The organism is Streptomyces sp. NPDC026062 (assembly GCF_055568375.1).
On the sequence record NZ_JBVHOQ010000003.1, the window covers coordinates 36191 to 57892 of the forward strand.

General features: G+C 70.4%; 19 protein-coding genes. 16 read left to right on the forward strand and 3 right to left on the reverse strand.

Features of this window, described 5'->3' with window-relative positions; genetic code table 11:
* From ACZ4LX_RS03370 to ACZ4LX_RS03380, 3 genes are all read right to left on the reverse strand, one after another.
* Positions 1-1377 carry a DUF58 domain-containing protein gene (locus tag ACZ4LX_RS03370; RefSeq protein WP_467634895.1) on the reverse strand — a complete coding sequence of 459 codons (1377 nt, stop codon included), beginning with the start codon at positions 1375-1377 and terminating at the stop codon, positions 1-3.
* Positions 1377-2435 carry an AAA family ATPase gene (locus tag ACZ4LX_RS03375; protein WP_467634898.1) on the reverse strand — a complete coding sequence of 353 codons (1059 nt, stop codon included), beginning with the start codon at positions 2433-2435 and terminating at the stop codon, positions 1377-1379. The genes ACZ4LX_RS03370 and ACZ4LX_RS03375 overlap by 1 nt, the downstream gene beginning before the upstream one ends.
* A gap of 282 nt (positions 2436-2717) precedes the next feature.
* Positions 2718-3281, reverse strand: a complete 564-nt coding sequence (locus ACZ4LX_RS03380) for a beta-class carbonic anhydrase (protein ID WP_467634901.1) — start codon at positions 3279-3281, stop codon at positions 2718-2720.
* 379 nt (positions 3282-3660) lie between these two features.
* Between ACZ4LX_RS03380 and rsmH the strand changes: the two genes are divergently transcribed.
* From rsmH to ACZ4LX_RS03460, 16 genes are all read left to right on the forward strand, one after another.
* Positions 3661-4626 (forward strand): 16S rRNA (cytosine(1402)-N(4))-methyltransferase RsmH, encoded by a 966-nt coding sequence (gene rsmH, locus ACZ4LX_RS03385; RefSeq protein WP_467634903.1) that lies wholly within the window; start codon positions 3661-3663, stop codon positions 4624-4626.
* A 52-nt stretch (positions 4627-4678) separates the two neighbouring features.
* Positions 4679-5293 (forward strand): cell division protein FtsL, encoded by a 615-nt coding sequence (ftsL, locus tag ACZ4LX_RS03390; protein ID WP_467634908.1) that lies wholly within the window; start codon positions 4679-4681, stop codon positions 5291-5293.
* Positions 5294-5297: 4 nt separating this feature from the next.
* Positions 5298-7298: a peptidoglycan D,D-transpeptidase FtsI family protein gene (locus ACZ4LX_RS03395; protein WP_467634913.1), complete on the forward strand. Its 2001-nt coding sequence runs from the start codon at positions 5298-5300 to the stop codon at positions 7296-7298.
* A 17-nt stretch (positions 7299-7315) separates the two neighbouring features.
* A complete protein-coding gene (locus ACZ4LX_RS03400) occupies positions 7316-9034 on the forward strand; it encodes a UDP-N-acetylmuramoyl-L-alanyl-D-glutamate--2,6-diaminopimelate ligase (protein WP_467634918.1) in 1719 nt (572 codons plus the stop codon).
* Between the two features lie 4 nt (positions 9035-9038).
* Entirely contained in the window at positions 9039-10445 is a 1407-nt protein-coding gene (locus tag ACZ4LX_RS03405; protein WP_467634921.1) for a UDP-N-acetylmuramoyl-tripeptide--D-alanyl-D-alanine ligase, read from the forward strand.
* Positions 10442-11512, forward strand: coding sequence for a phospho-N-acetylmuramoyl-pentapeptide-transferase (gene mraY, locus ACZ4LX_RS03410; protein WP_467634926.1), 1071 nt, complete (start codon positions 10442-10444; stop codon positions 11510-11512). Before ACZ4LX_RS03405 ends, mraY begins: the two co-directional genes overlap by 4 nt.
* Positions 11494-12927: a UDP-N-acetylmuramoyl-L-alanine--D-glutamate ligase gene (gene murD / locus ACZ4LX_RS03415; protein WP_467634930.1), complete on the forward strand. Its 1434-nt coding sequence runs from the start codon at positions 11494-11496 to the stop codon at positions 12925-12927. Before mraY ends, murD begins: the two co-directional genes overlap by 19 nt.
* Before the next feature lie 114 nt (positions 12928-13041).
* A complete protein-coding gene (gene ftsW / locus ACZ4LX_RS03420; RefSeq protein ID WP_467634933.1) occupies positions 13042-14484 on the forward strand; it encodes a putative lipid II flippase FtsW in 1443 nt (480 codons plus the stop codon).
* A 6-nt stretch (positions 14485-14490) separates the two neighbouring features.
* On the forward strand, positions 14491-15585 hold the full coding sequence (gene murG, locus ACZ4LX_RS03425) for an undecaprenyldiphospho-muramoylpentapeptide beta-N-acetylglucosaminyltransferase (RefSeq protein ID WP_148017738.1): 1095 nt from the start codon (positions 14491-14493) through the stop codon (positions 15583-15585).
* 50 nt (positions 15586-15635) lie between these two features.
* Complete coding sequence (locus ACZ4LX_RS03430) at positions 15636-16430, forward strand: cell division protein FtsQ/DivIB (protein ID WP_467634943.1); 795 nt, start codon at positions 15636-15638, stop codon at positions 16428-16430.
* A 276-nt stretch (positions 16431-16706) separates the two neighbouring features.
* Positions 16707-17921 carry a cell division protein FtsZ gene (ftsZ, locus tag ACZ4LX_RS03435; RefSeq protein ID WP_467634948.1) on the forward strand — a complete coding sequence of 405 codons (1215 nt, stop codon included), beginning with the start codon at positions 16707-16709 and terminating at the stop codon, positions 17919-17921.
* On the forward strand, positions 17918-18676 hold the full coding sequence (gene pgeF / locus ACZ4LX_RS03440; RefSeq protein WP_467634951.1) for a peptidoglycan editing factor PgeF: 759 nt from the start codon (positions 17918-17920) through the stop codon (positions 18674-18676). Before ftsZ ends, pgeF begins: the two co-directional genes overlap by 4 nt.
* A gap of 6 nt (positions 18677-18682) precedes the next feature.
* Positions 18683-19402, forward strand: a complete 720-nt coding sequence (locus ACZ4LX_RS03445) for a YggS family pyridoxal phosphate-dependent enzyme (RefSeq protein WP_467634956.1) — start codon at positions 18683-18685, stop codon at positions 19400-19402.
* 124 nt (positions 19403-19526) lie between these two features.
* Positions 19527-20138, forward strand: a complete 612-nt coding sequence (locus ACZ4LX_RS03450; RefSeq protein ID WP_467634960.1) for a cell division protein SepF — start codon at positions 19527-19529, stop codon at positions 20136-20138.
* Between the two features lie 71 nt (positions 20139-20209).
* Positions 20210-20494 carry a YggT family protein gene (locus ACZ4LX_RS03455; protein ID WP_467634963.1) on the forward strand — a complete coding sequence of 95 codons (285 nt, stop codon included), beginning with the start codon at positions 20210-20212 and terminating at the stop codon, positions 20492-20494.
* Positions 20495-20543: 49 nt separating this feature from the next.
* On the forward strand, positions 20544-21677 hold the full coding sequence (locus ACZ4LX_RS03460) for a DivIVA domain-containing protein (protein ID WP_467634966.1): 1134 nt from the start codon (positions 20544-20546) through the stop codon (positions 21675-21677).
* Positions 21678-21702: the final 25 nt, after the last annotated feature.

The following is a 21702-nucleotide window of genomic DNA, read 5'->3' on the forward strand; positions in this document are numbered from 1 at the left end:
TCATGACCAACCACCGGAGAAATCTGTCGTACCGCCCGCGGAACCGCCCACCGACGCGGACTGGTTCAGCGAACCGTGCCGGCTCGCCCGAAGCCACAGCGGGGCGAGATCCGTGCCGGGCCGGACCGGCACCGCCGTCCACCCCGACTCGCGCAGCAGCCGGAGCCGCTGCTCGCAGGCCGCGTCGGAGGCGGACGACCGGCCGTGCACCCAGGCGGTGCTGTCCAGGACGAACGCGACGGCCCCGCCGCTGCGCTGCCGCATCCGGGCCGCGACCGCGGCCTGCTCCTCGTCCAGCTCACCGAGGAAGGCGATCAGCAGGCCCTCATCGCCACCGCGCAGTACGTCGTACGCGCGCGACAGGCCGCCCCCGTCGGAGTGGTCGACCACCGCGAGGGCGTCCATCATCAGCCCGGCCGACTCCGCCGAGTCATGGGCGAAACCGCTCTCGCCCTCGCCCGGCACCGCCGTGCCGTCGTCCGTCAGCAGCCGGACCGAGAAGCCCCGCTCCACCATGTGCACCAGCGTGGACGCGGCTCCGGAGACGGCCCACTCGAACGCCGAGTCGGGCCCCGTGCCCTGGTAGGCGGTGCGGCGTGTGTCCAGCAGCACCGTGCACCTGGCCCGCTGCGGCTGCTCCTCGCGGCGCACCATCAGCTCGCCGTAGCGTGCGGTGGAGCGCCAGTGGACACGGCGCAGATCGTCGCCGTGCCGGTAACCGCGCGGGATGACGTCGTCCTCGCCCGCCAGCGCGAGCGACCGCTGCCGTCCCTCGCCGTAACCGGTGGCCTCGCCCGCCAGCCGCACGGGGGGCAGCGGCTCGGTCCTGGGGATGACGACGAGCGTGTCGTACGCGCTGAACGAACGGGTCAGCTCGCACATCCCGAACGGATCGCTCAGCCGCAGTTGCAGGGGGCCGAGCGGGTAGCACCCCCGCAGGTCCGACCGCACCCGGTAGGACACCTCGCGCCGGCCGCCCGCCTCCACCCGGTCCAGGACGAAACGCGGCCGGGGGCCGAGCACGTACGGCACCCGGTCCTGGAGCATGAGCAGACCGGTGGGCAGCCGCGAGACGTTGTCCATCCGCAGATGGACCCGTGCCTCGGTGCCCGCGGGCACCCGGGACGGCGAGAGCCGCCGGGTGCCCGCGACCCGGTAACGGGTCCGGAAGAGCACCGTCACACAGACCAGCGGCAGCACGGCGAGCAGCAGGCCGACCCGCAGCAGATCCCCCTGGCCCAGCACATAGGCGCAGACCGCGGCGGCGACACCGGCCGCCAGGAAGGACCTTCCGCGCGTGGTCAGCCCGCCCAGGGCGGCGCGCAGCCCGCCCTTGTCGTCGCTGTCGTCCATCGCGGTCGGCCCCCCGGCGGCCATCAGATCCGCCGCGTGCCGGGCTGCTGCCGGCCGTCGTACACCGTGCCCGCCCGGTGCGGGGGCACCGCGGTGGCCGCGGTGGTCGCGGTGGTCGACGCCGTCGGCACGGGGGTCTGCTGAAGGATCTCCAGCACCACCTGTTCGGCGGTGCGGCGGTTCAGCTGGGCCTGTGCCGTGGGAAGCAGCCGGTGGGCGAGCACGGCGGCGGCAAGGGACTGCACATCGTCCGGCAGGCAGTAGTCGCGACCGTTCAGCGCGGCGGAGGCCTTGGCGGCACGCAGCAGGTGCAGGGTGGCGCGCGGCGAGGCACCGAGCCTGAGATCGGGGTGGCTGCGGGTGGCCCCGACGAGCTGTACCGCGTACCGCCGGACGGCCTCGGCGACGTGGACCGAGCGCACTGCCTCGATCAGCTTGACGATGTCGTGGGCGTGCGCCACCGGCTGGAGGTCGTCGAGCGGTGAGAGGCCGCCGTGCACGTCGAGCATCCGCAGTTCGGCCTCGGCGCTGGGATAGCCGATCGACACCCTGGCCATGAACCGGTCGCGCTGGGCCTCGGGCAGCGGATACGTGCCCTCCATCTCCACCGGGTTCTGCGTGGCCACGACCATGAACGGATCGGGCAGCTCGTAGCTGTGGCCGTCGATGGTGACCTGGCGCTCCTCCATCGACTCCAGGAGCGCGGACTGGGTCTTGGGCGACGCGCGGTTGATCTCGTCGCCGATCACGATCTGGGCGAAGATCGCGCCCGGTTTGAACTCGAAGTCGCGGCGCTGCTGATCGAAGATGGACACACCGGTGATGTCCGAGGGCAGCAGATCCGGTGTGAACTGGATACGCCGCACCGAGCAGTCGATGGACCGGGCCAGCGCCTTGGCCAGCATGGTCTTGCCCACTCCGGGCACGTCCTCGATCAGCAGATGGCCCTCCGCGAGCAGCACGGTCAGCGAAAGGCGTACGACCTCGGGCTTGCCCTCGATCACACGCTCCACCGACCCGCGTACCCGCTCCACTGTGGTGGTCAGATCTGTGAGGCTCGCTCGATCGTCATAGGTCGTCACCCGGCCCTCCTCGGCCCTGCCCCACGCTCCCCAGGAGCAGCGGGGGTTCCCCAGTCACGGGCCGGTGCTCTCGTGCGGCCCGGCCCACCCCGAAACACGGACACCACGTCGGACGGGGTCCGACGGGGTGTCACACCCGCATTCTTGTTGCCGTTACCGCTTCGTGTCACTCGCCTGTGGATAACTGAGGGAGGTATGTCGGGTTCAGTGGGATTTTCGCTGCCGGAATGTGTCCGTCCGAAACCCCCGTGCGAGGAATCCGGAAAGATCTGGGCCCCGGTGTCAGGAAGCCGGAAGGATCTCGCGCAGCAGGCCGGTGGTCACGTCGAAGACGAAGCCGCGCACGTCGTCGGTGTGCAGCAGGAACGGCGAGGTGCGGACGCGCTGCATCGACTGCCGTACGTCCTGGTCCGCGTCGCTGTAGGCCTCCACCGCCCAGGCGGGCCGCTGGCCGACCTCCATCTCCAGATCCCGGCGGAACTCCTCGGTGATCGACTCCATGCCGCAGTTCGTGTGGTGGATCAGGACCACGCTGCGCGTGCCGAGGGCCCGCTGGCTGATCGACAGCGAACGGATCACGTCATCGGTGACCACGCCGCCCGCGTTGCGGATGGTGTGACAGTCGCCGAGCGCCAGACCGAGCGCCTTGTGAAGGTCGAGACGGGCGTCCATGCAGGCGACCACGGCGACGCGCAGCACGGGCTTCGCGTCCATTCCGGGGTCGGTGAACGCGGAGGCGTACTGGACGTTCGCATCGACCAGCCGGTCGGTGACGGTGCCGTCGGTACGGGCCTGGCCTGCGGCGGGAGTGGTGGGCTCGGCGGTGGAGTGCGCGGAAGTCGACATGGACAAGACGTTAGCCCGCGCCGGCCGTACCGGCGTGGTGTTGAAGCGGACAAAGAACGTCAATGGCGTTTGTTGTGAGGTAACCCACAAGTCTCACACTCGGTCACCCGGCCGGGTGAACAAAGCGAGGGCCGACGCGCTGTCGGGTTGATTGATCGGGAATCGATCGAATGGCAGGGTGGACTAAAGTGACGGGAAGTTACCGACACCCTGCACATTCCGATGTATTCCCCGTGTGCGCGGCGTACGTACGGCCCGGCCCTCTCCCGCTCGCCGGTCGGCTGACGCCCCTTCCCCGGCGCCGGCGGACCTCCCCTTCGCGAGCGGGCGGGGACCAGGCCGTACGTCCGCGCCCCGGGACCTGAGCCTGAGAGGGCGCATGAGCCAGACCCGACACGTCCCGGTGATGCTCCAGCGGTGCCTGGACCTGTTGGCCCCGGCTCTGGAGGCACCGAGCCCCCAGCCGCCCGTGGTCGTCGACTGCACCCTGGGGCTCGGCGGACACAGCGAGGCGCTGCTCTCCGCCTTCCCCACCGCCCGGCTGATCGCGCTCGACCGGGACAAGGAGGCGCTGCGGCTCTCCGGCGAGCGGCTCGCCCCCTACGGCGACCGCTGCACGCTGGTGCACGCCGTCTACGACGAACTGCCCGAGGTGCTCGCCCGGCTCGGCATCCCCAAGGTCCAGGGCGTTCTGTTCGACCTCGGCGTCTCCTCCATGCAACTGGACGAGGCGGACCGGGGATTCGCGTACGCCCAGGACGCCCCGCTCGACATGCGCATGGACCAGACGACCGGTATCGGCGCGGCCGAGGTGCTCAACACCTACCCGCCGGGCGAGCTGGTCCGGATCCTGCGCGCGTACGGCGAGGAGAAGCAGGCCAAGCGGATCGTCTCCGCCGTCGTGCGCGAGCGCGAGAAGGAGCCCTTCAGCAACAGCGCCCGGCTCGTCGAACTGATCCGTGACTCGCTGCCGCAGGCCGCCAAGCGCACCGGAGGCAACCCGGCCAAGCGCACCTTCCAGGCCCTGCGCATCGAGGTCAACGGCGAACTCACCGTGCTGGAGCGGGCGATCCCCGCCGCGGTGGCGAGCCTCGCCGTGGGCGGGCGCATCGCCGTCCTCTCGTACCACTCGCTGGAGGACCGCCTGGTCAAGCAGGTGTTCGCGGCGGGTGCGGCCAACACCGCACCGCCCGGCCTGCCGGTCGTCCCCGAGCGTTACCAGCCCCGGCTCAAGCTGCTGACCCGAGGCGCCGAGCTGCCCACCGAGGAGGAGGTCGCCGAGAACCGGCGCGCCGCCCCCGCCCGGCTGCGCGGGGCCCAGCGGATCCGCGAGGAGGAGCGATGAGCAGGGGGAGCCCGGGGACTTCGCGGGCCCGGCACGGGGACGGAGCGGCGCGGTGAGCAAGCCGGCCGGCCAGCTGAAAGGGCGCGCCGCGCGGCTCGGCCGGCTGATGCCGTCCGGGCCGGGCAACGCGGCCAGGACCCCCTTCGTCCTGCTGGTCGTCCTGCTCCTGGGCGGCGGCCTGATCACCCTGCTGCTGCTCAACTCCGCGCTCAACGAAGGATCGTTCCGGCTGAGTGAGCTGAAGAAGCGCACCACCGGCCTCACCGACGATCAGCAGGCGCTCCAGCGCGACGTGGACAACGCCTCCGAACCCGACGCCCTGGCAAGGCGGGCACGGGAACTGGGTATGGTCCCCGGCGGCAGCCCCGCCTTCCTCGACCCGAACGGCAAGGTGCGCGGCGTCCCCTCCGCCGCCAGTTCCCCGTCGGCCACCACGGCGCCGAAGCCCGGCATCCCCGAGCGCCCCGCCCCGGACACCTCGGCCACCGCCACTTCCCGCTCCACCCCTTCGCCCACCGTGCCGGGCACCACCGCGGCCGCCCCGAGCACGCCCTCGGCCAAGCCCGGCGCGCCGGCGTCCGCGACCGGCACCGCCCCGGCGGAGCCGAGCGCCTCCGCGAACGCGCGTACCCCGGCAGCACAGCCCTCCATGACCCCCGGCAGGTGACGCAGTGCCCTCCCAGGAACCCCCGCGCCGCCGGGTCCCCGGCCCCGCGCGCCCGCGCAACGCGGCGTCCCGCTCCGCCGGCCGCCCCCGGCCCTCGGCCCGCCCCCAGCCGAGGCGACGGCCCTCCTCCGCGGCCCCGCGCGGACGGACCCCGCGCCGCCCCGGCCGTCCGCTGCGCCTGGGCAGCCCACGGCCGCGACTGCGGCTGGTCAGCCTGGCCCTGGCCCTCGTCATGATCGCGTTCGTCGTACGGCTCCTCCAGGTCCAGGCCATCGACGCCAACGCGTACGCGGCCAAGGCCGAGAAGAACCGCTACCTGAGCTACACCGTCGCGGCCGAGCGCGGCGAGATCACCGACCGGAGCGGCATCGCGCTGGCCACCAGCGTCGACGCGTACGACATCACCGCCGACCCCAAGATGTTCACGCCGGCCGACAGCAAGGCGCCCGACGCTCCCCAGCAGGCCGCCGCGCTTCTCGCGCCCATCCTCGGTGTCGAGGCGTCCGAACTGACGAAGAAGCTGTCGAAGCCGAAGAGCCGCTACACCGTCCTGGCCCGCAGGCAGACCCCGCAGGTCTGGACGCAGATCAAGGACCTCAAGTCCGTCTTCGCCGAGAAGGCCGCGAAGGACAGGGCGGCCGGCGGCAGCGGGGCCAATGTGCTGGCAGGCGTCTTCCAGGAGTCGACCACCAAGCGCGTCTATCCCAACGGCGGTCTGGCCGCCGGGATACTGGGTTACGTCAACGCCGAGGGCAAGGGCGCGGGCGGCCTCGAATCCCAGCTGGACAAGGAGCTCGCGGGCGAGGACGGCACGATCAAGTACGCCCAGTCCGGCGGCCGCCGGGTGCCCACCGCGGGCACCAAGGAGGTCCCCGCCGTCGCCGGCTCCGACATCGAGCTGACCATCGACCGCGACATCCAGTGGGCGGCCCAGAAGGCCATCTCCGACCAGGTGAAGAAGTCGAAGGCCGACCGCGGCTACGTCGTCGTGCAGAACACCCGCACCGGTGAGGTCCTCGCCATGGCGAACGCTCCGGGCTTCGACCCCAACGACCTCTCGCAGGCCGACGCCGCCTCACTGGGCAACGCGGCACTCCAGGACGTGTACGAGCCCGGTTCCACCAGCAAGGTCATGTCGATGGCCGCCGTGCTGGAGGAGGGCGTCGCCACGCCCGGCACCCATGTCACGGTCCCCAACCGCCTGCACCGGGGCGACCGGCTCTTCAAGGACGACATCGACCACCCGACCTGGTACCTCACCCTCAACGGCGTACTGGCCAAGTCCAGCAACATCGGCACCATCCTGGCCACCGGACAGCTGGGGAAGACCCAGGCCGAGTCGAACAAGGTCCTCCACTCCTACCTGCGCAAGTTCGGCATCGGTTCACCGACCGGACTGGGCTACCCGGGTGAGACCGCCGGCATCCTCGCCGAGCCGCAGGACTGGTCCACCTCGCAGCAGTACACGATCCCGTTCGGCCAGGGCCTCTCGCTCAACGCCATGCAGGCCGCCTCGATCTACTCCACGATCGCCAACGGCGGGGTCCGGATCGAACCGACCCTCGTCCGGGGCACCCGGGGCGCCGACGGTCGCTTCACCGCCGCCGAGGCCCCCGAGCAGACCCGGGTGGTCAGCAAGAAGACCGCCAGTACGCTCGCGAGCATGCTGGAGTCGGTCGTCGGCGACGAGGAGGGCACCGGAACGAAGGCCAAGATCCCCGGCTACCGCGTCGCGGGCAAGACCGGTACGGCCAACCGAGTCGATCCGGTGCGTGGCGGCTACCACGGCTACACCGCCTCCTTCGCCGGGTTCGCCCCCGCCGACAACCCACAGATCACCGTCTACTGCGCCATCCAGAACCCCACCAAGGGCAGCTACTTCGGCGGCCAGATCTGCGGCCCCATCTACAAGCAGGTCATGGAATTCGCGCTGAAGACGCTGCAGACCGCACCCACCGGCAACGAGCCGGCCCGGCTGCCGGTGTCCTTCACACCCGGCGAGTGAACTCGGGGAGACCCTCAGTGACAACCATCACCCCCGATCCAGGGAACCGGAACGGGAACCACCGCACCCCCGCCCCCTCACTTCGCGAGAGGCCGGGTGCGCCCGGTACGCTCACCGCCGTGCCCCACGCTGAACAGTCCCGAACCACCCAGAAGGACGCCCCTGTGAACTACCCGGGAGCGCCCCGCCCGGATCGGCTGCGGCCGACCTCCCTGGTGACGCTGGCAGCCCGGCTGGGAGTCGAACCACCGGGCAGCGGCGAAGTCACCGGCATCACGCACGACTCCCGGGCCGTACGCCCCGGGGACGTGTACGCGGCGCTGCCGGGTGCCCGTCTGCACGGTGCCGACTTCACCGCCCAGGCCGCCGGTCTCGGCGCCGCCGCGATCCTCACCGACCCGGCGGGCGCCGAACGCGCCTCGGCCACCGGACTCCCGGTCCTGGTCATCCAGGACCCGCGCGGCCGGATGGGCGAACTCGCCGCCGAGATCTACGGAAACCCCGGCGCCGACCTGCTCCAGATCGGCATCACCGGAACATCCGGCAAGACCACGACCGCCTACCTCGTCGAGGGCGGCTTCCGCGGCGCCGGACGCGACACCGGCCTCATCGGCACCGTGGAGATGCGGATCGGCGACGAACGCATCAAGTCCGAGCGCACCACCCCCGAAGCCACCGATCTGCAGGCCCTGTTCGCCGTCATGCGCGAACGCGGCGTGGACGCGGTGACGATGGAGGTCTCCAGCCACGCCCTGGTGCTCGGCCGGGTCGACGGCTGCGTCTTCGACGTCGCGGTCTTCAACAACCTCAGCCCGGAACACATGGAGTTCCACTCCGGCATGGAGGACTACTTCCAGGCCAAGGCGCGGCTGTTCACCCCGCAGCGCAGCAGGCAGGGCGTCGTCAACTACGACGACGAGTACGGCCGCAGGCTCATCACCGAGGCATCCGTCCCCGTCACCACCTTCTCCGCCGAGGGCCATCCGGACGCCGACTGGCGCGCCGAGGACGTCGAGGTGGGGCAGCTCGGCTCCACCTTCACCGTCGTCGGGCCCAAGGGCGAGCGGGCCGCCGCCAAGGCCCCGCTGCCCGGCCCGTTCAACGTGGCCAACACCCTGGCCGCGATCGTCACCCTCGCCGTCGCGGGCATCGACCCGCAGATCGCGGCCGACGGTGTCGCCGTCGTGCCCGGAGTGCCCGGCAGGCTGGAGCGGGTCGACGCCGGGCAGCCGTACCTCGCACTCGTCGACTACGCGCACAAGACCGACGCCGTCGAGTCGGTACTGCGCTCCCTGCGCAAGGTCACCGAGGGCAGGCTGCACATCGTCCTCGGCTGCGGCGGCGACCGCGACACCACCAAACGCGCCCCGATGGGCGCGGCAGCGGCCCGGCTCGCCGACACCGCCGTACTGACCTCCGACAACCCCCGCTCCGAGGACCCCCTCGGCATCCTCGCCGCCATGCTCGCGGGCGCCGCCGCCGTGCCCGTGCACGAACGCGGTGACGTCCTGGTCGACGCCGACCGCGCCGCCGCCATCGCCGCCGCCGTCGCCCGTGCCGCACCCGGCGACACCGTGCTGATCGCGGGCAAGGGCCACGAGCAGGGCCAGGACGTCCACGGAGTGGTGCGCCCCTTCGACGACCGGGTGGTCCTGCGAACGGCCATCGAGCGGTCCCTGGGGCACGAGAACACCACCCACCGTGCCTCCACCCACGAGAACAACAGTCAGGGATGACCAAGTGATCGCCCTTTCCCTCGCCGAGATCACCGAAATCGTCGGCGGGCAGTCGTACGACATACCGGATCCGGCGGTAACCGTCAGCGGGCCCGTCGTCATCGACTCCCGGGAGGTGAAGCAAGGCAGCCTCTTCGCCGCGTTCACCGGCGAACGCGTCGACGGCCACGACTACGCGCGGCGCGCCGTCGAGGCGGGCGCGGCAGTCGTCCTGGCCGCCCGCCCCGTCGGCGTCCCCGCGATCGTCGTCGACGACGTGGTGGCGGCGCTCGGCGCGCTCGCCCGTAACGTCGTCGGCCGTCTCGGCACCGTCGTCGTCGCCCTCACCGGGTCCGCCGGCAAGACCTCCACCAAGGACCTGATCGCCCAGCTCCTGGAGCGCAAGGGCCCCACCGTCTACCCGGCGGGCAACCTCAACAACGAGATCGGTCTGCCGCTCACCGCGCTGCGCGCCACCGAGGAGACCCAGCACCTGGTCCTCGAAATGGGTGCTCGCTACATCGGCGACATCCGTTACCTCACCGGGCTCGTCCCGCCCCGTATCGGCCTCGTCCTCAACGTCGGCTCCGCGCACATCGGCGAGTTCGGCGGCCGGGAACAGATCGCCCAGGCCAAGGGCGAGATGGTCGAGTCGCTCCCCGAGGACGGTGTCGCCGTACTCAACGCCGACGACCCGCTCGTCCGTGCCATGACCACCCGGACCAAGGCCCGGGTGCTGCTCTTCGGCGAAGCCGCGGATGCGGACGTACGGGGTGAGAACGTCCGGCTCACCGAGGACGGCCGCCCCGCGTTCAGGCTCCACACACCCACCGGGTGCAGCGATGTGACCATGCGCCTGTACGGTGAGCACCACGTGTCGAACGCGCTCGCCGCGGCCGCCGTCGCCCATGAGCTGGGCCTGTCCGCAGACGAGATCGCCGAGGCGCTCTCCGAGGCGGGCACCCTCTCCCGCTGGCGCATGGAGGTCACCGAGCGTCCGGACGGCGTGACGTTCGTCAATGACGCCTACAACGCCAACCCCGAATCCATGAAGGCCGCGCTGCGCGCGCTGGTCGCCATGGGGAAGGGGCGCCGCACGTGGGCGGTGCTCGGCCAGATGGCCGAGCTCGGCGACGCCTCGCTCACCGAGCACGACGCGGTCGGACGGCTTGCCGTCCGACTCAACGTCAGCAAGCTCGTCGCAGTCGGGGGCAGAGAGGCCTCCTGGCTGCAACTGGGCGCATACAACGAGGGTTCGTGGGGTGAGGAGTCGGTGCATGTGTCCGACGCGCAGGCTGCCGTCGACCTGTTGCGCAGTGAACTGCGCCCGGGAGACGTCGTGCTGGTGAAGGCGTCCCGGTCGGTCGGCCTGGAGCAGGTCGCCATGGCACTGCTGGACAGCGCGACCGAGGGCGAGGTCTCCGGCCGATGAGGCAGATCCTCTTCGCGGGGGCCATAGGGCTCTTCCTGACACTGGTCGGTACCCCGCTGCTGATCAAACTGCTGGCCCGCAAGGGATACGGGCAGTTCATCCGGGACGACGGGCCGCGCAGCCACGGATCGAAGAAGGGCACGCCCACGATGGGCGGCATCGCCTTCATCCTGGCGACGATCCTGGCGTACATCCTGGCCAAGGTGATCACCGGCGAGGACATGCGCTTCTCCGGTGTACTGGTCCTCTTCCTGATGACCGGGATGGGCCTCGTCGGCTTCCTCGACGACTACATCAAGATCGTCAAGCAGCGTTCGCTGGGTCTGCGGGCCAAGGCCAAGATGGCCGGCCAGCTGATCGTCGGCATCGCCTTCGCGGTGCTCTCGCTCCAGTTCGCCGACGCCCGGGGCAACACCCCCGCCTCGACCAAGCTCTCGTTCGTCGAGGACTTCGGCTGGTCGATCGGACCGGTGCTGTTCGTGGTCTGGGCGCTCTTCATGATTCTCGCCATGTCCAACGGCGTGAACCTGACGGACGGTCTGGACGGCCTGGCCACCGGTGCGTCGGTGATGGTCTTCGGCGCGTACACGTTCATCGGGCTCTGGCAGTTCCAGGAGTCCTGCGCCAACGCGGCGACCCTCACCAACCCGAGCGCCTGCTTCGTGGTGCGAGATCCGCTCGACCTGGCGGTCGTGGCCTCCGCGCTGATGGGCTCCTGCTTCGGCTTCCTGTGGTGGAACACCTCGCCCGCCAAGATCTTCATGGGCGACACCGGTTCCCTCGCCCTCGGCGGGGCGCTCGCCGGACTGGCGATCTGCTCCCGCACCGAGTTCCTGATGGCGGTGCTCGGCGGCCTCTTCGTGATGATCACGATGTCCGTCGTCATCCAGGTCGGCTCGTTCAAGATGACCGGCAAGCGCGTCTTCCGGATGGCACCGCTCCAGCACCACTTCGAACTCAAGGGGTGGTCCGAAGTCCTTGTCGTGGTCCGCTTCTGGATCATCCAGGGCATGTGTGTGATCGTCGGCCTCGGCCTCTTCTACGCAGGATGGGCAGCCAAGAAGTGAGCAATGTGGACTGGCAGGGCAAGCACGTCACGGTCGCCGGACTCGGGGTCTCCGGGATCCCGGCGGCCCGGGTGCTGCACGGCCTCGGCGCCGTCGTCACCGTGGTCAACGACGGTGACGACGAACGCTCCCGCGGCCAGGCCGCGGAGCTGGAGGCGCAGGGCATCACCGTGCGCCTCGGCGACGGGGCCACCCTGCCCGAGTCCACCGAGCTCATCGTCACCACCCCGGGCTGGAAGCCCGACAAGCCGCTCTTCGCCGCAGCCGCCGAGGCGGGCGTCCCGGTCTGGGGCGACGTCGAACTCGCCTGGCGGCTACGCGGACCCGGTGCCGCGCCCTGGCTCGCGGTCACCGGCACCAACGGCAAGACCACGACCGTACGGATGCTCGCCTCGATCCTGGAAGCCGCCGGACTGCGCACCGCGGCCGTCGGCAACATCGGGGTCTCGCTCCTGGACGCGGTACTCGGCGAGGAGACGTACGACGTACTCGCCGTCGAGCTCTCCAGCTACCAGCTGCACTGGTCGCCCTCGCTGCGCGCCCACTCGGCCGCCGTGCTCAACCTGGCCCCGGACCACCTCGACTGGCACGGCTCGATGGAGGCGTACGCCGCCGACAAGGGCCGGATCTACGAGGGCAACACCGTCGCCTGCGTCTACAACGTGGCGGACAGCGGCACCGAGGACCTGGTGCGCGAGGCGGATGTCGAGGAGGGCTGCCGGGCGATCGGCTTCACCCTCGGCACCCCCGGGCCCTCCCAGGTCGGGGTCGTCGACGGCATCCTCGTCGACCGCGCCTTCGTGACGAACCGGCAGAAGCAGGCCCAGGAGCTCGCCGAGGTCGCGGACGTCAACCCGCCGGCCCCGCACAACGTCGCCAACGCGCTGGCCGCCGCGGCGCTGGCCCGCGCCTTCGGCGTGGAGCCCGCCGCCGTGCGTGACGGGCTGCGGGCCTTCCGCCCCGACCCGCACCGCATCGAGCACGTCGCGGACGTCGCCGGGGTCACGTACATCGACGACTCCAAGGCCACCAACACCCACGCCGCCGAGGCCTCCCTGGCGGCCTACGACCCGATCGTCTGGATCGCCGGAGGCCTGGCCAAGGGAGCCACCTTCGACGAGCTGGTGACCGGGTGCGCGAAGCGTCTGCGGGGCGTCGTACTGATGGGCGCGGACCGGTCCCTGATCCGTGAAGCCCTCGCGCGACACGCGCCCGAGGTCCCGGTGACCGACCTCGACCGGACCGACACTGGGGCGATGTCCGAGGCGGTCCGCGAGGCCGCACGGCTCGCCCGGCCGGGAGACACCGTACTGATGGCCCCGGCCTGCGCCTCGATGGACATGTTCGTCAATTACAACAAGCGGGGCGAGGCCTTCGCGGACGCCGTCCGCGCACTCGCCGCCGAGAACGCCTGACGGGCCCGGCCTCCGCGCCGTACGGTCCCGGAGCACCCGGGCGCGTACAGCTGTGCCGGGGCCCGGTCCCCGGCGCCGAAGCCCCGGGCACGAGCAGTGGAGGGGACAGGGACCATGCCGGCCGAAGAGAGCTCTGCCGCACGCGGCAGGGACCGCTCACGGGCGACCTCGGCGATCAGCCGGGCGCTCCATCCGCCCCTCCTCGCGGCCGGGGGCGCACCGCTCCCCGCCGGCCTCGCCCTGCGCGTCCGCCCCGCCGCCGGCACCCGGCGGCCTCCCGCGGCACGCCTCAGGACCTCCGGCGGCCCCCGCTCCCCCCGGGGCGGGGGAGTGCGGCGGCTCTACGAGCAGGCACGCCGGGCCTGGGACCGCCCGCTGACCGCGTACTACCTGATCCTGGGCGCCGGCCTGCTCATCACCGTGCTCGGCCTCGTGATGGTCTACTCCGCCTCGATGATCAAGGCGCTGGAGCTCGGCAAGCCCGGCACGTACTTCTTCCGCAAACAGTTCCTCGCCGCCGTCATCGGGGCCGGGCTGATGGCGGCCGCCGCCCGGATGCCCGTCAAGCTGCACCGGGCCCTGTCCTACCCGCTGCTGATGGGCGCCGTCTTCCTGATGGTGCTGGTCCAGGTGCCGGGCATAGGGATGTCGGTCAACGGCAACCGGAACTGGCTCTATCTGGGCGGCCCCTTCCAGCTCCAGCCCAGTGAGTTCGGCAAGCTGGCCCTCGTCCTGTGGGGCGCCGATCTGCTCGCCCGCAAGCAGGACAAACGGCTGCTGAACCAGTGGAAGCACATGCTCGTGCCGCTGGTCCCGGTCGCCTTCATGCTGCTCGGGCTGATCATGCTCGGCGGTGACATGGGCACTGCGATCATTCTCACTGCCATCCTGTTCGGACTGCTCTGGCTGGCCGGGGCGCCCACCCGGCTGTTCGCCGGAGTCCTGGCCGCCGCCGGTCTGATCGCCTTTCTGCTGATCAAGACCAGTCCGAACCGGATGTCCAGGCTCGACTGCATGGGGGCCAGCGAACCGGGCCCCGGCGGCTCGTGCTGGCAGGCCGTACACGGGATCTATGCTCTGGCGTCCGGCGGATGGTTCGGATCGGGGCTCGGCGCAAGTGTGGAAAAATGGGGCCAACTGCCCGAACCGCACACCGACTTCATCTTCGCCATCACCGGGGAGGAACTGGGGTTGGCGGGGACGCTGTCGGTACTCGCCCTCTTCGCGGCTCTAGGCTATGCGGGTATCCGCGTGGCCGGACGCACGGAGGACCCCTTCGTGAGGTACGCAGCGGGAGGTGTGACCACCTGGATCACGGCGCAGGCCGTGATCAACATCGGTGCGGTGCTCGGCCTGCTGCCGATCGCCGGCGTCCCGCTCCCGCTGTTCTCCTACGGGGGTTCGGCCCTGCTGCCGACCATGTTCGCTGTCGGGCTGCTGATCGCGTTCGCGCGAGCGGATCCCGCAGCGAAGGCGGCCCTGGCCATGCGGAGGCCCGGGGTGAGATGGAAGACGATGAGACGGCGCGTCAAGAAGCGTCCGTCCGGAGAGCGGTGAATTTCGGTGCATGTCGTACTCGCCGGCGGGGGGACCGCCGGCCACATCGAGCCCGCGCTCGCCCTGGCCGACGCACTGCGGAGGCAGGACCCGAGCGTGGGGATCACCGCTCTCGGTACGGAGCGTGGACTCGAAACCAGGCTCGTACCCGAGCGGGGGTACGAACTCGCCCTGATCCCGGCCGTACCGCTGCCGCGTAAACCCACCCCTGAGCTCATCACCGTCCCGGGTCGGCTGCGCGGCACCATCAAGGCCGCCGAGCAGATCCTGGAGCGCACCAAGGCGGACTGCGTGGTCGGCTTCGGCGGCTATGTGGCGCTGCCCGGCTACCTCGCCGCCAAGCGCGCCGGAGTGCCGATCGTGGTGCACGAGGCCAACGCCCGGCCGGGCCTGGCCAACAAGATCGGTTCGCGGTACGCGCACGGGGTCGCCGTCTCCACCCCCGACAGCAAGCTGCGCGGTGCCCGCTACATCGGCATCCCGCTGCGCCGCACCATCGCCACCCTGGACCGGGCCCGGGTCCGCCCCGAGGCGCGTGCCGCCTTCGGGCTCGACCCCAACCTGCCGACCCTGCTGGTCTCCGGCGGCTCGCAGGGCGCCCGCCATCTCAACGAGGTGGTCCAGCGGGTCGCGCCGCTGCTCCAGCGTTCCGGGATCCAGATCCTGCATGTGGTGGGTCCGAAGAACGAAATGCCGCGCGTCGACAACATGCCCGGGATGCCGCCCTACATCCCGGTACCGTACGTGGACCGGATGGATCTCGCGTACGCCGCGGCCGACATGATGCTCTGCCGTGCGGGTGCGATGACCGTCGCCGAACTCTCCGCCGTCGGGCTGCCCGCCGCCTACGTCCCGTTGCCCATCGGCAACGGCGAACAGCGGCTCAACGCCCAGCCGGTGGTCAACGCCGGTGGCGGCCTGCTGGTGGACGACGCGGCGCTCACCCCCGAGTGGGTGCAGGGCAACGTCCTGCCGGTGCTGTCGGATCCGCACCGGCTGTACGAAATGTCCCGCGCCGCCGCCGAGTTCGGCCGCCGGGACGCCGACGATCTGCTGGTCGGCATGGTGTACGAGGCGATCGCCGCACGCCGAGGCGCGTGAGGCGGACGGGTCCGGGGGCGGCGCCCCCGGACCCGGCATAAGGAGCGAGCGTGGCCGGACCGACGACCGCCCAGCGCGGCACAGGGCAGCAGAAGGACACCCGGGACGGCCCGCCGCGCGCGCGTCCGGAGGGGCGCGGGATGTCCCGGCGCACGCTGGTGATCGTGATTGCCGCAGTCGTGCTGCTGCTCGGCTCCGGCGCCGTCTGGGCGCTCTACGGTTCCTCCTGGCTCCGCGCCGAAGAGGTCCGGATCACCGGTGTCGACGTCCTGGCACCGGCCGAGGTGGAGGCCGCTGCCGCGGTGCCCATGGGTGCCCCGCTGATCTCCGTCGACACGGACGCCGTGGCCGAGAGGTTGCGCCAGAAGTTGCCTCGTATCGACTCGGTGGATGTCGTACGGTCATGGCCGCACGAAATCGGACTTAAGGTGACCGAACGACAGCCGGTCCTGCTGGTGAAGAAGGGGGCGAAGTTCATCGAAGTGGACGCCGAAGGCGTGCGTTTCGCCACGGTGGACAGGGCTCCCGGGCGCGTACCCCTGCTGGAACTGACCCCTGGTCGGTCCGCGAGCCTGCGCCGATTCGGCAGCGACCGGCTGGTGCGGGAAGCGGTCCGGGTCGCGGGCGGTCTTCCGGACGGGGTCGCCAGGGAGACGCGGGCCGTACGGGTCAGCTCGTACGATTCCATCTCCCTGGAGCTCACCGGGGACCGCACGGTGGTCTGGGGAAGCAGTGAAGAAGGCGCGGTGAAGGCGAAAGTCCTCGCCGCCCTGATGAAAGCCGCCCCCAAAGCGGGACACTTCGACGTGAGTGCACCCACCGCTCCGGCGGTGTCGGGTAGTTGACGCACATTTGGCCTGGCCAGCACCCTGGTTGGTCAGCGCTACGGGTGATCACATAGGGTGAAAAGAAAAACGGGAGGTTCGGCGTGTTCGTTGAACGTGCGCCACTTGTCGACTTAGTGTCCTGTTCGGAAGAGTCCATGAAGCAGACACACTGGTAACCCTAAACTTCAACGTTAGGGTTTGGGTCGGCGTTCGGACCGTCCCAATCGGCATCCGTCGTCGCGGCGGGACTACCGCCAAGCGACGACACGTAACTCGAGGCGAGAGGCCTTCGACGTGGCAGCACCGCAGAACTACCTCGCAGTCATCAAGGTCATCGGTGTCGGCGGCGGTGGTGTCAATGCCATCAACCGAATGATCGAGGTCGGCCTCAAGGGCGTCGAGTTCATCGCGATCAACACGGATGCGCAAGCCCTGTTGATGAGCGACGCCGACGTCAAGCTCGACGTCGGCCGTGAACTCACCCGCGGCCTCGGCGCCGGGGCGAACCCGGCCGTCGGTCGTAAGGCGGCAGAGGACCACCGTGAGGAGATCGAGGAGGTCCTCAAGGGGGCCGACATGGTCTTCGTCACCGCAGGAGAAGGCGGCGGCACCGGCACCGGTGGCGCACCCGTCGTCGCCAACATCGCGCGCTCGCTCGGCGCCCTGACGATCGGCGTGGTCACCCGCCCGTTCACCTTCGAGGGCCGGCGTCGCGCGAACCAGGCGGAGGACGGCATCGCCGAACTCCGCGAAGAGGTCGACACCCTCATCGTCATTCCCAACGACCGGCTGCTGTCCATCTCGGACCGCCAGGTCAGCGTGCTCGACGCGTTCAAGTCGGCCGACCAGGTGCTGCTCTCGGGTGTCCAGGGCATCACCGACCTCATCACCACCCCGGGGCTGATCAACCTCGACTTCGCCGACGTCAAGTCGGTCATGTCCGAGGCCGGGTCGGCGCTCATGGGCATCGGCTCGGCCCGCGGCGACGACCGCGCGGTGGCCGCGGCGGAGATGGCGATCTCCTCGCCGCTCCTGGAGGCGTCCATCGACGGCGCCCGCGGTGTCCTGCTCTCCATCTCCGGCGGCAGCGACCTCGGTCTCTTCGAGATCAACGAGGCCGCCCAGCTGGTGAGCGAGGCGGCGCACCCCGAGGCCAACATCATCTTCGGTGCGGTCATCGACGACGCACTGGGCGACGAGGTGCGGGTCACCGTGATCGCGGCGGGCTTCGACGGCGGACAGCCGCCGGCCCGGCGGGAGAACGTCCTGGGCGCGAGCTCGGCCAAGCGTGAGGAGCCGGCTCCGCCGGTCCGGGCCGCCGAGCCCGTGCGCCAGAGCAGCGGTCTGGGTTCCGTGCCTGCGCGCGAGGAGCCCCCGGTCCAGGCCGAGCCGGTTGCGGTGGTCCATGAGAGCCACTTGCCGCCGGTCACCCCGCCGCACGTCCCGCCGGCCCGTCCCTACCAGGACTCCCAGGCCGAAGAGCTGGACGTTCCGGACTTCTTGAAGTGATAGGTCCGCATCACTCGGTGAACCACAGGGATTCTGTTTCTTCGGACGGCGGCGCTCACTTCTCCTTCACCGACAGGTGGGGCGGGGTGAGCGCCGCTCCGTACGCGGAGCTCAACCTCGGTGGCGCGGTCGGCGACGACCCCGCCGCCGTTCTCGCCAACCGCGAGCGGGCGGCACGGGCCCGCGGGCTCGATCCGGCGCGGGTCGTCTGGATGAACCAGGTGCACGGGCGGGATGTCGCCGTGGTCGACGGACCCTGGGGGGAGGGCCGCGAGATTCCCGCCGTGGACGCGGTGGTGACCGCGCGACGCGGGCTCCCGCTCGCCGTCCTCACCGCCGACTGCACCCCCGTACTGCTCGCCGACCCGGTCGCCGGGATCGTCGCAGCAGCACACGCTGGCCGTCCCGGGCTGGTCGCCGGAGTCGTCCCCGCCGCTGTCGGGGCCATGGTGGAACTCGGCGCGGATCCCTCCCGGATCACCGCCCGCACCGGGCCGGCCGTCTGCGGCCGGTGCTACGAGGTGCCGGCCGGAATGCGGGACGAGGTCGCGGCGGTCGTCCCCGCCTCGTGGTCCGAGACCAGCTGGGGCACCCCGGCGTTGGACATCACCGCCGGAGTCCACTCGCAGCTGGCGGACCTCGGGGTCACCGACCGGCACAAGTCGCCCTTCTGCACCCTCGAATCGGGCGACCACTTCTCGTACCGACGCGACCACGCCACTGGGCGGCTCGCCGGATATGTCTGGTTGGACTGATAGGGCATGACGGACCGTAAGGAACAACTCGGAGCGAATCTGGCACAGGTGGAGGAACGTATCGCTTCCGCCTGTGTCGCAGTCGGTCGCGAAAGGGAAGAGGTGACCCTCATCGTGGTCACCAAGACCTACCCCGCCAGTGATGTGCGGATCCTGCACGAACTCGGTGTGCGTCATGTCGCGGAGAATCGTGACCAGGATGCGGCTCCGAAAGCCACCGAATGTGCGGATCTATCCCTTACCTGGCACTTCGTTGGTCAATTGCAGACGAACAAGGTCCGATCGGTGGCAAGTTATGCCGATGTTGTGCAGTCGGTGGATCGTACGAAGCTGGTGACCGCGCTCTCCGCCGCGGCCGGACGTGGCGGACGTGAACTCGGTTGTCTCATCCAGGTCGCGCTCGACGCGGAGAGCGGTGAGCGGGGCGAGCGCGGCGGTGTCGCACCCGACGGGATCGAGGAGTTGGCCGACGCGGTCGCGTCCGCGCCCGGACTGCGGCTGGACGGTCTGATGACCGTCGCCCCGCTCGCCGGGCCGTTCGCCGGAAGGCAACGTGCCGCGTTCGACCGGCTGATGGAATTCTCATCCCGGCTGCGCGGGAACCATCCGGCTGCGAACATGGTCTCTGCAGGGATGAGTGCGGATCTCGAGGACGCGGTTGCGGCCGGGGCGACACATGTGCGCGTCGGTACTGCGGTACTCGGAGTCCGACCCGGGCTCGGGTAACGTCGCCAAGCAGTCGGACCACAGCAGAAAATATGGTCATTACCGCCTTTGGCGGGCAGGCCACAGTGGATCGCGGGCACTTGGTGACAGATGCCGATCCACCACAGAGCGGAGGACTCAGAGCATGGCCGGCGCGATGCGCAAGATGGCGGTCTACCTCGGCCTCGTGGAGGACGATGGGTACGACGGTCCGGGGTTCGACCCCGACGACGAATTCGAACCCGAGCCGGAGCCCGAGCGCGACCGGCGTCGGCACCAGCCCGCGCATCAGGTGGAGCGGGAGCGGGACGAACCGGTACGAGCGGTGCAGCCGCCGGCGCAGCGGGAGCCGGTTCAGATTCCGCCGGAGAGAGAACGACCCGCCCGAATCGCCCCCGTGGCATCCATCACACCTGAACGCCCGAACATGGAGAAGAACGCACCGGTGATCATGCCCAAGGTCGTGTCCGAGCGGGAGCCGTACCGCATCACCACGCTGCACCCCAGGACCTACAACGAGGCCCGTACCATCGGGGAACACTTCCGTGAGGGCACTCCGGTGATCATGAATCTCACGGAGATGGACGATACGGACGCGAAGCGACTTGTCGACTTTGCCGCAGGACTCGTCTTCGGTCTCCATGGCAGCATTGAGCGAGTGACACAGAAGGTGTTCCTGTTGTCGCCTGCTAACGTCGATGTCACGGCGGAGGACAAGGCCCGCATCGCAGAGGGCGGATTCTTCAACCAGAGCTGAGAACACGACACCGGGAACAACCCGGCCGCAAGGCCGGAGCTACGAGAGCCAGGGGAGAGGGAAACGCGGGGATGGGCGTCGCACAAAGTGTTGTCTACATCGCGTTGATGTGTTTCCTCATCGTGCTGATCTTCCGGCTGGTCATGGACTACGTCTTCCAGTTCGCACGTTCATGGCAGCCGGGCAAGCCGATGGTGGTCGTCCTTGAGGCCACTTACACGGTCACCGATCCACCGCTGAAGCTCCTGCGGCGGTTCATTCCGCCGCTGCGTCTCGGGGGCGTGGCACTCGACCTGTCCTTCTTCGTTCTGATGATCATCGTTTCCATCCTGATCAGCATCGTGATCAGGCTGTGAGCGATACGGTCCTGCCGACTGCCGACGACTACGTAGAGGTGAAGAAGAGATGCCGCTGACCCCCGAGGACGTGCGGAACAAGCAGTTCACGACGGTCCGTCTCCGAGAAGGCTATGACGAGGACGAGGTCGATGCCTTCCTCGACGAGGTCGAGTCCGAGCTGACCCGCCTGCTCCGTGAGAACGAGGACCTGCGCGCCAAGCTGGCCGCCGCCACGCGTGCCGCCGCGCAGAACCAGCAGCAGCAAGGTATGCGCAAGCCGGAGCCGCAGGACCGGCCCGGTGCACCGGTGCCCGCCGCCATATCTGGTCCGCCGGTCCAGCAGCAGCCCCCGCAGATGGGTCCGCCCCAGCTGCCCGGTGGAGCTCCTCAGCTGCCGGCCGGTCCCAGTGGCCACGGACCCCAGGGTCCGCACGGCCCCGGTCCGCAGGGCCCGCACGGCCCCGGCCCGATGCAGGGCGGTCCCATGGGCGGACCGATGGGTGGCCCGATGGGCGGCCACAACCCGCAGCAGCAGATGCAGCAGATGCAGCAGCCGCCGCAGATGCAGCAGCAGGGACCCGGTGGCGACAGCGCCGCCCGTGTTCTCTCCCTGGCGCAGCAGACGGCCGACCAGGCGATCGCGGAGGCCCGTTCCGAGGCCAACAAGATCGTCGGCGAGGCGCGCAGCCGTGCCGAGGGCCTGGAGCGCGACGCGCGTGCCAAGGCGGACGCGCTGGAGCGGGACGCGCAGGAGAAGCACCGCGTGGCGATGGGCTCCCTGGAGTCGGCCCGCGCGACGCTGGAGCGCAAGGTCGAGGACCTGCGCGGATTCGAGCGCGAGTACCGGACCCGTCTGAAGTCCTACCTGGAGAGCCAGCTGCGTCAGCTGGAGACCCAGGCCGACGACTCGCTGGCTCCGCCGCGGACGCCGGCTGCCGCTTCGCTGCCGCCGTCGCCCTCGCTGGCCCCGGCCGGTGCGGGTGCCATGGGCCACACCATGGGCGGCAACCACGGCGGTCACGGCAACCAGCAGATGGGCGGCAACCCGTCCATGGGCGGTGCCCCCTCGTACGGCGGCCAGCAGCAGATGTCGCCCGCGATGACGCAGCCGATGGCGCCGGTGCGGCCGCAGGCGCCGCAGCCGATGCAGCAGGCACCTTCGCCGATGCGCGGGTTCCTGATCGACGAGGACGACAACTGAGCGGTGCGCGCTCGCTGAGCGCGTA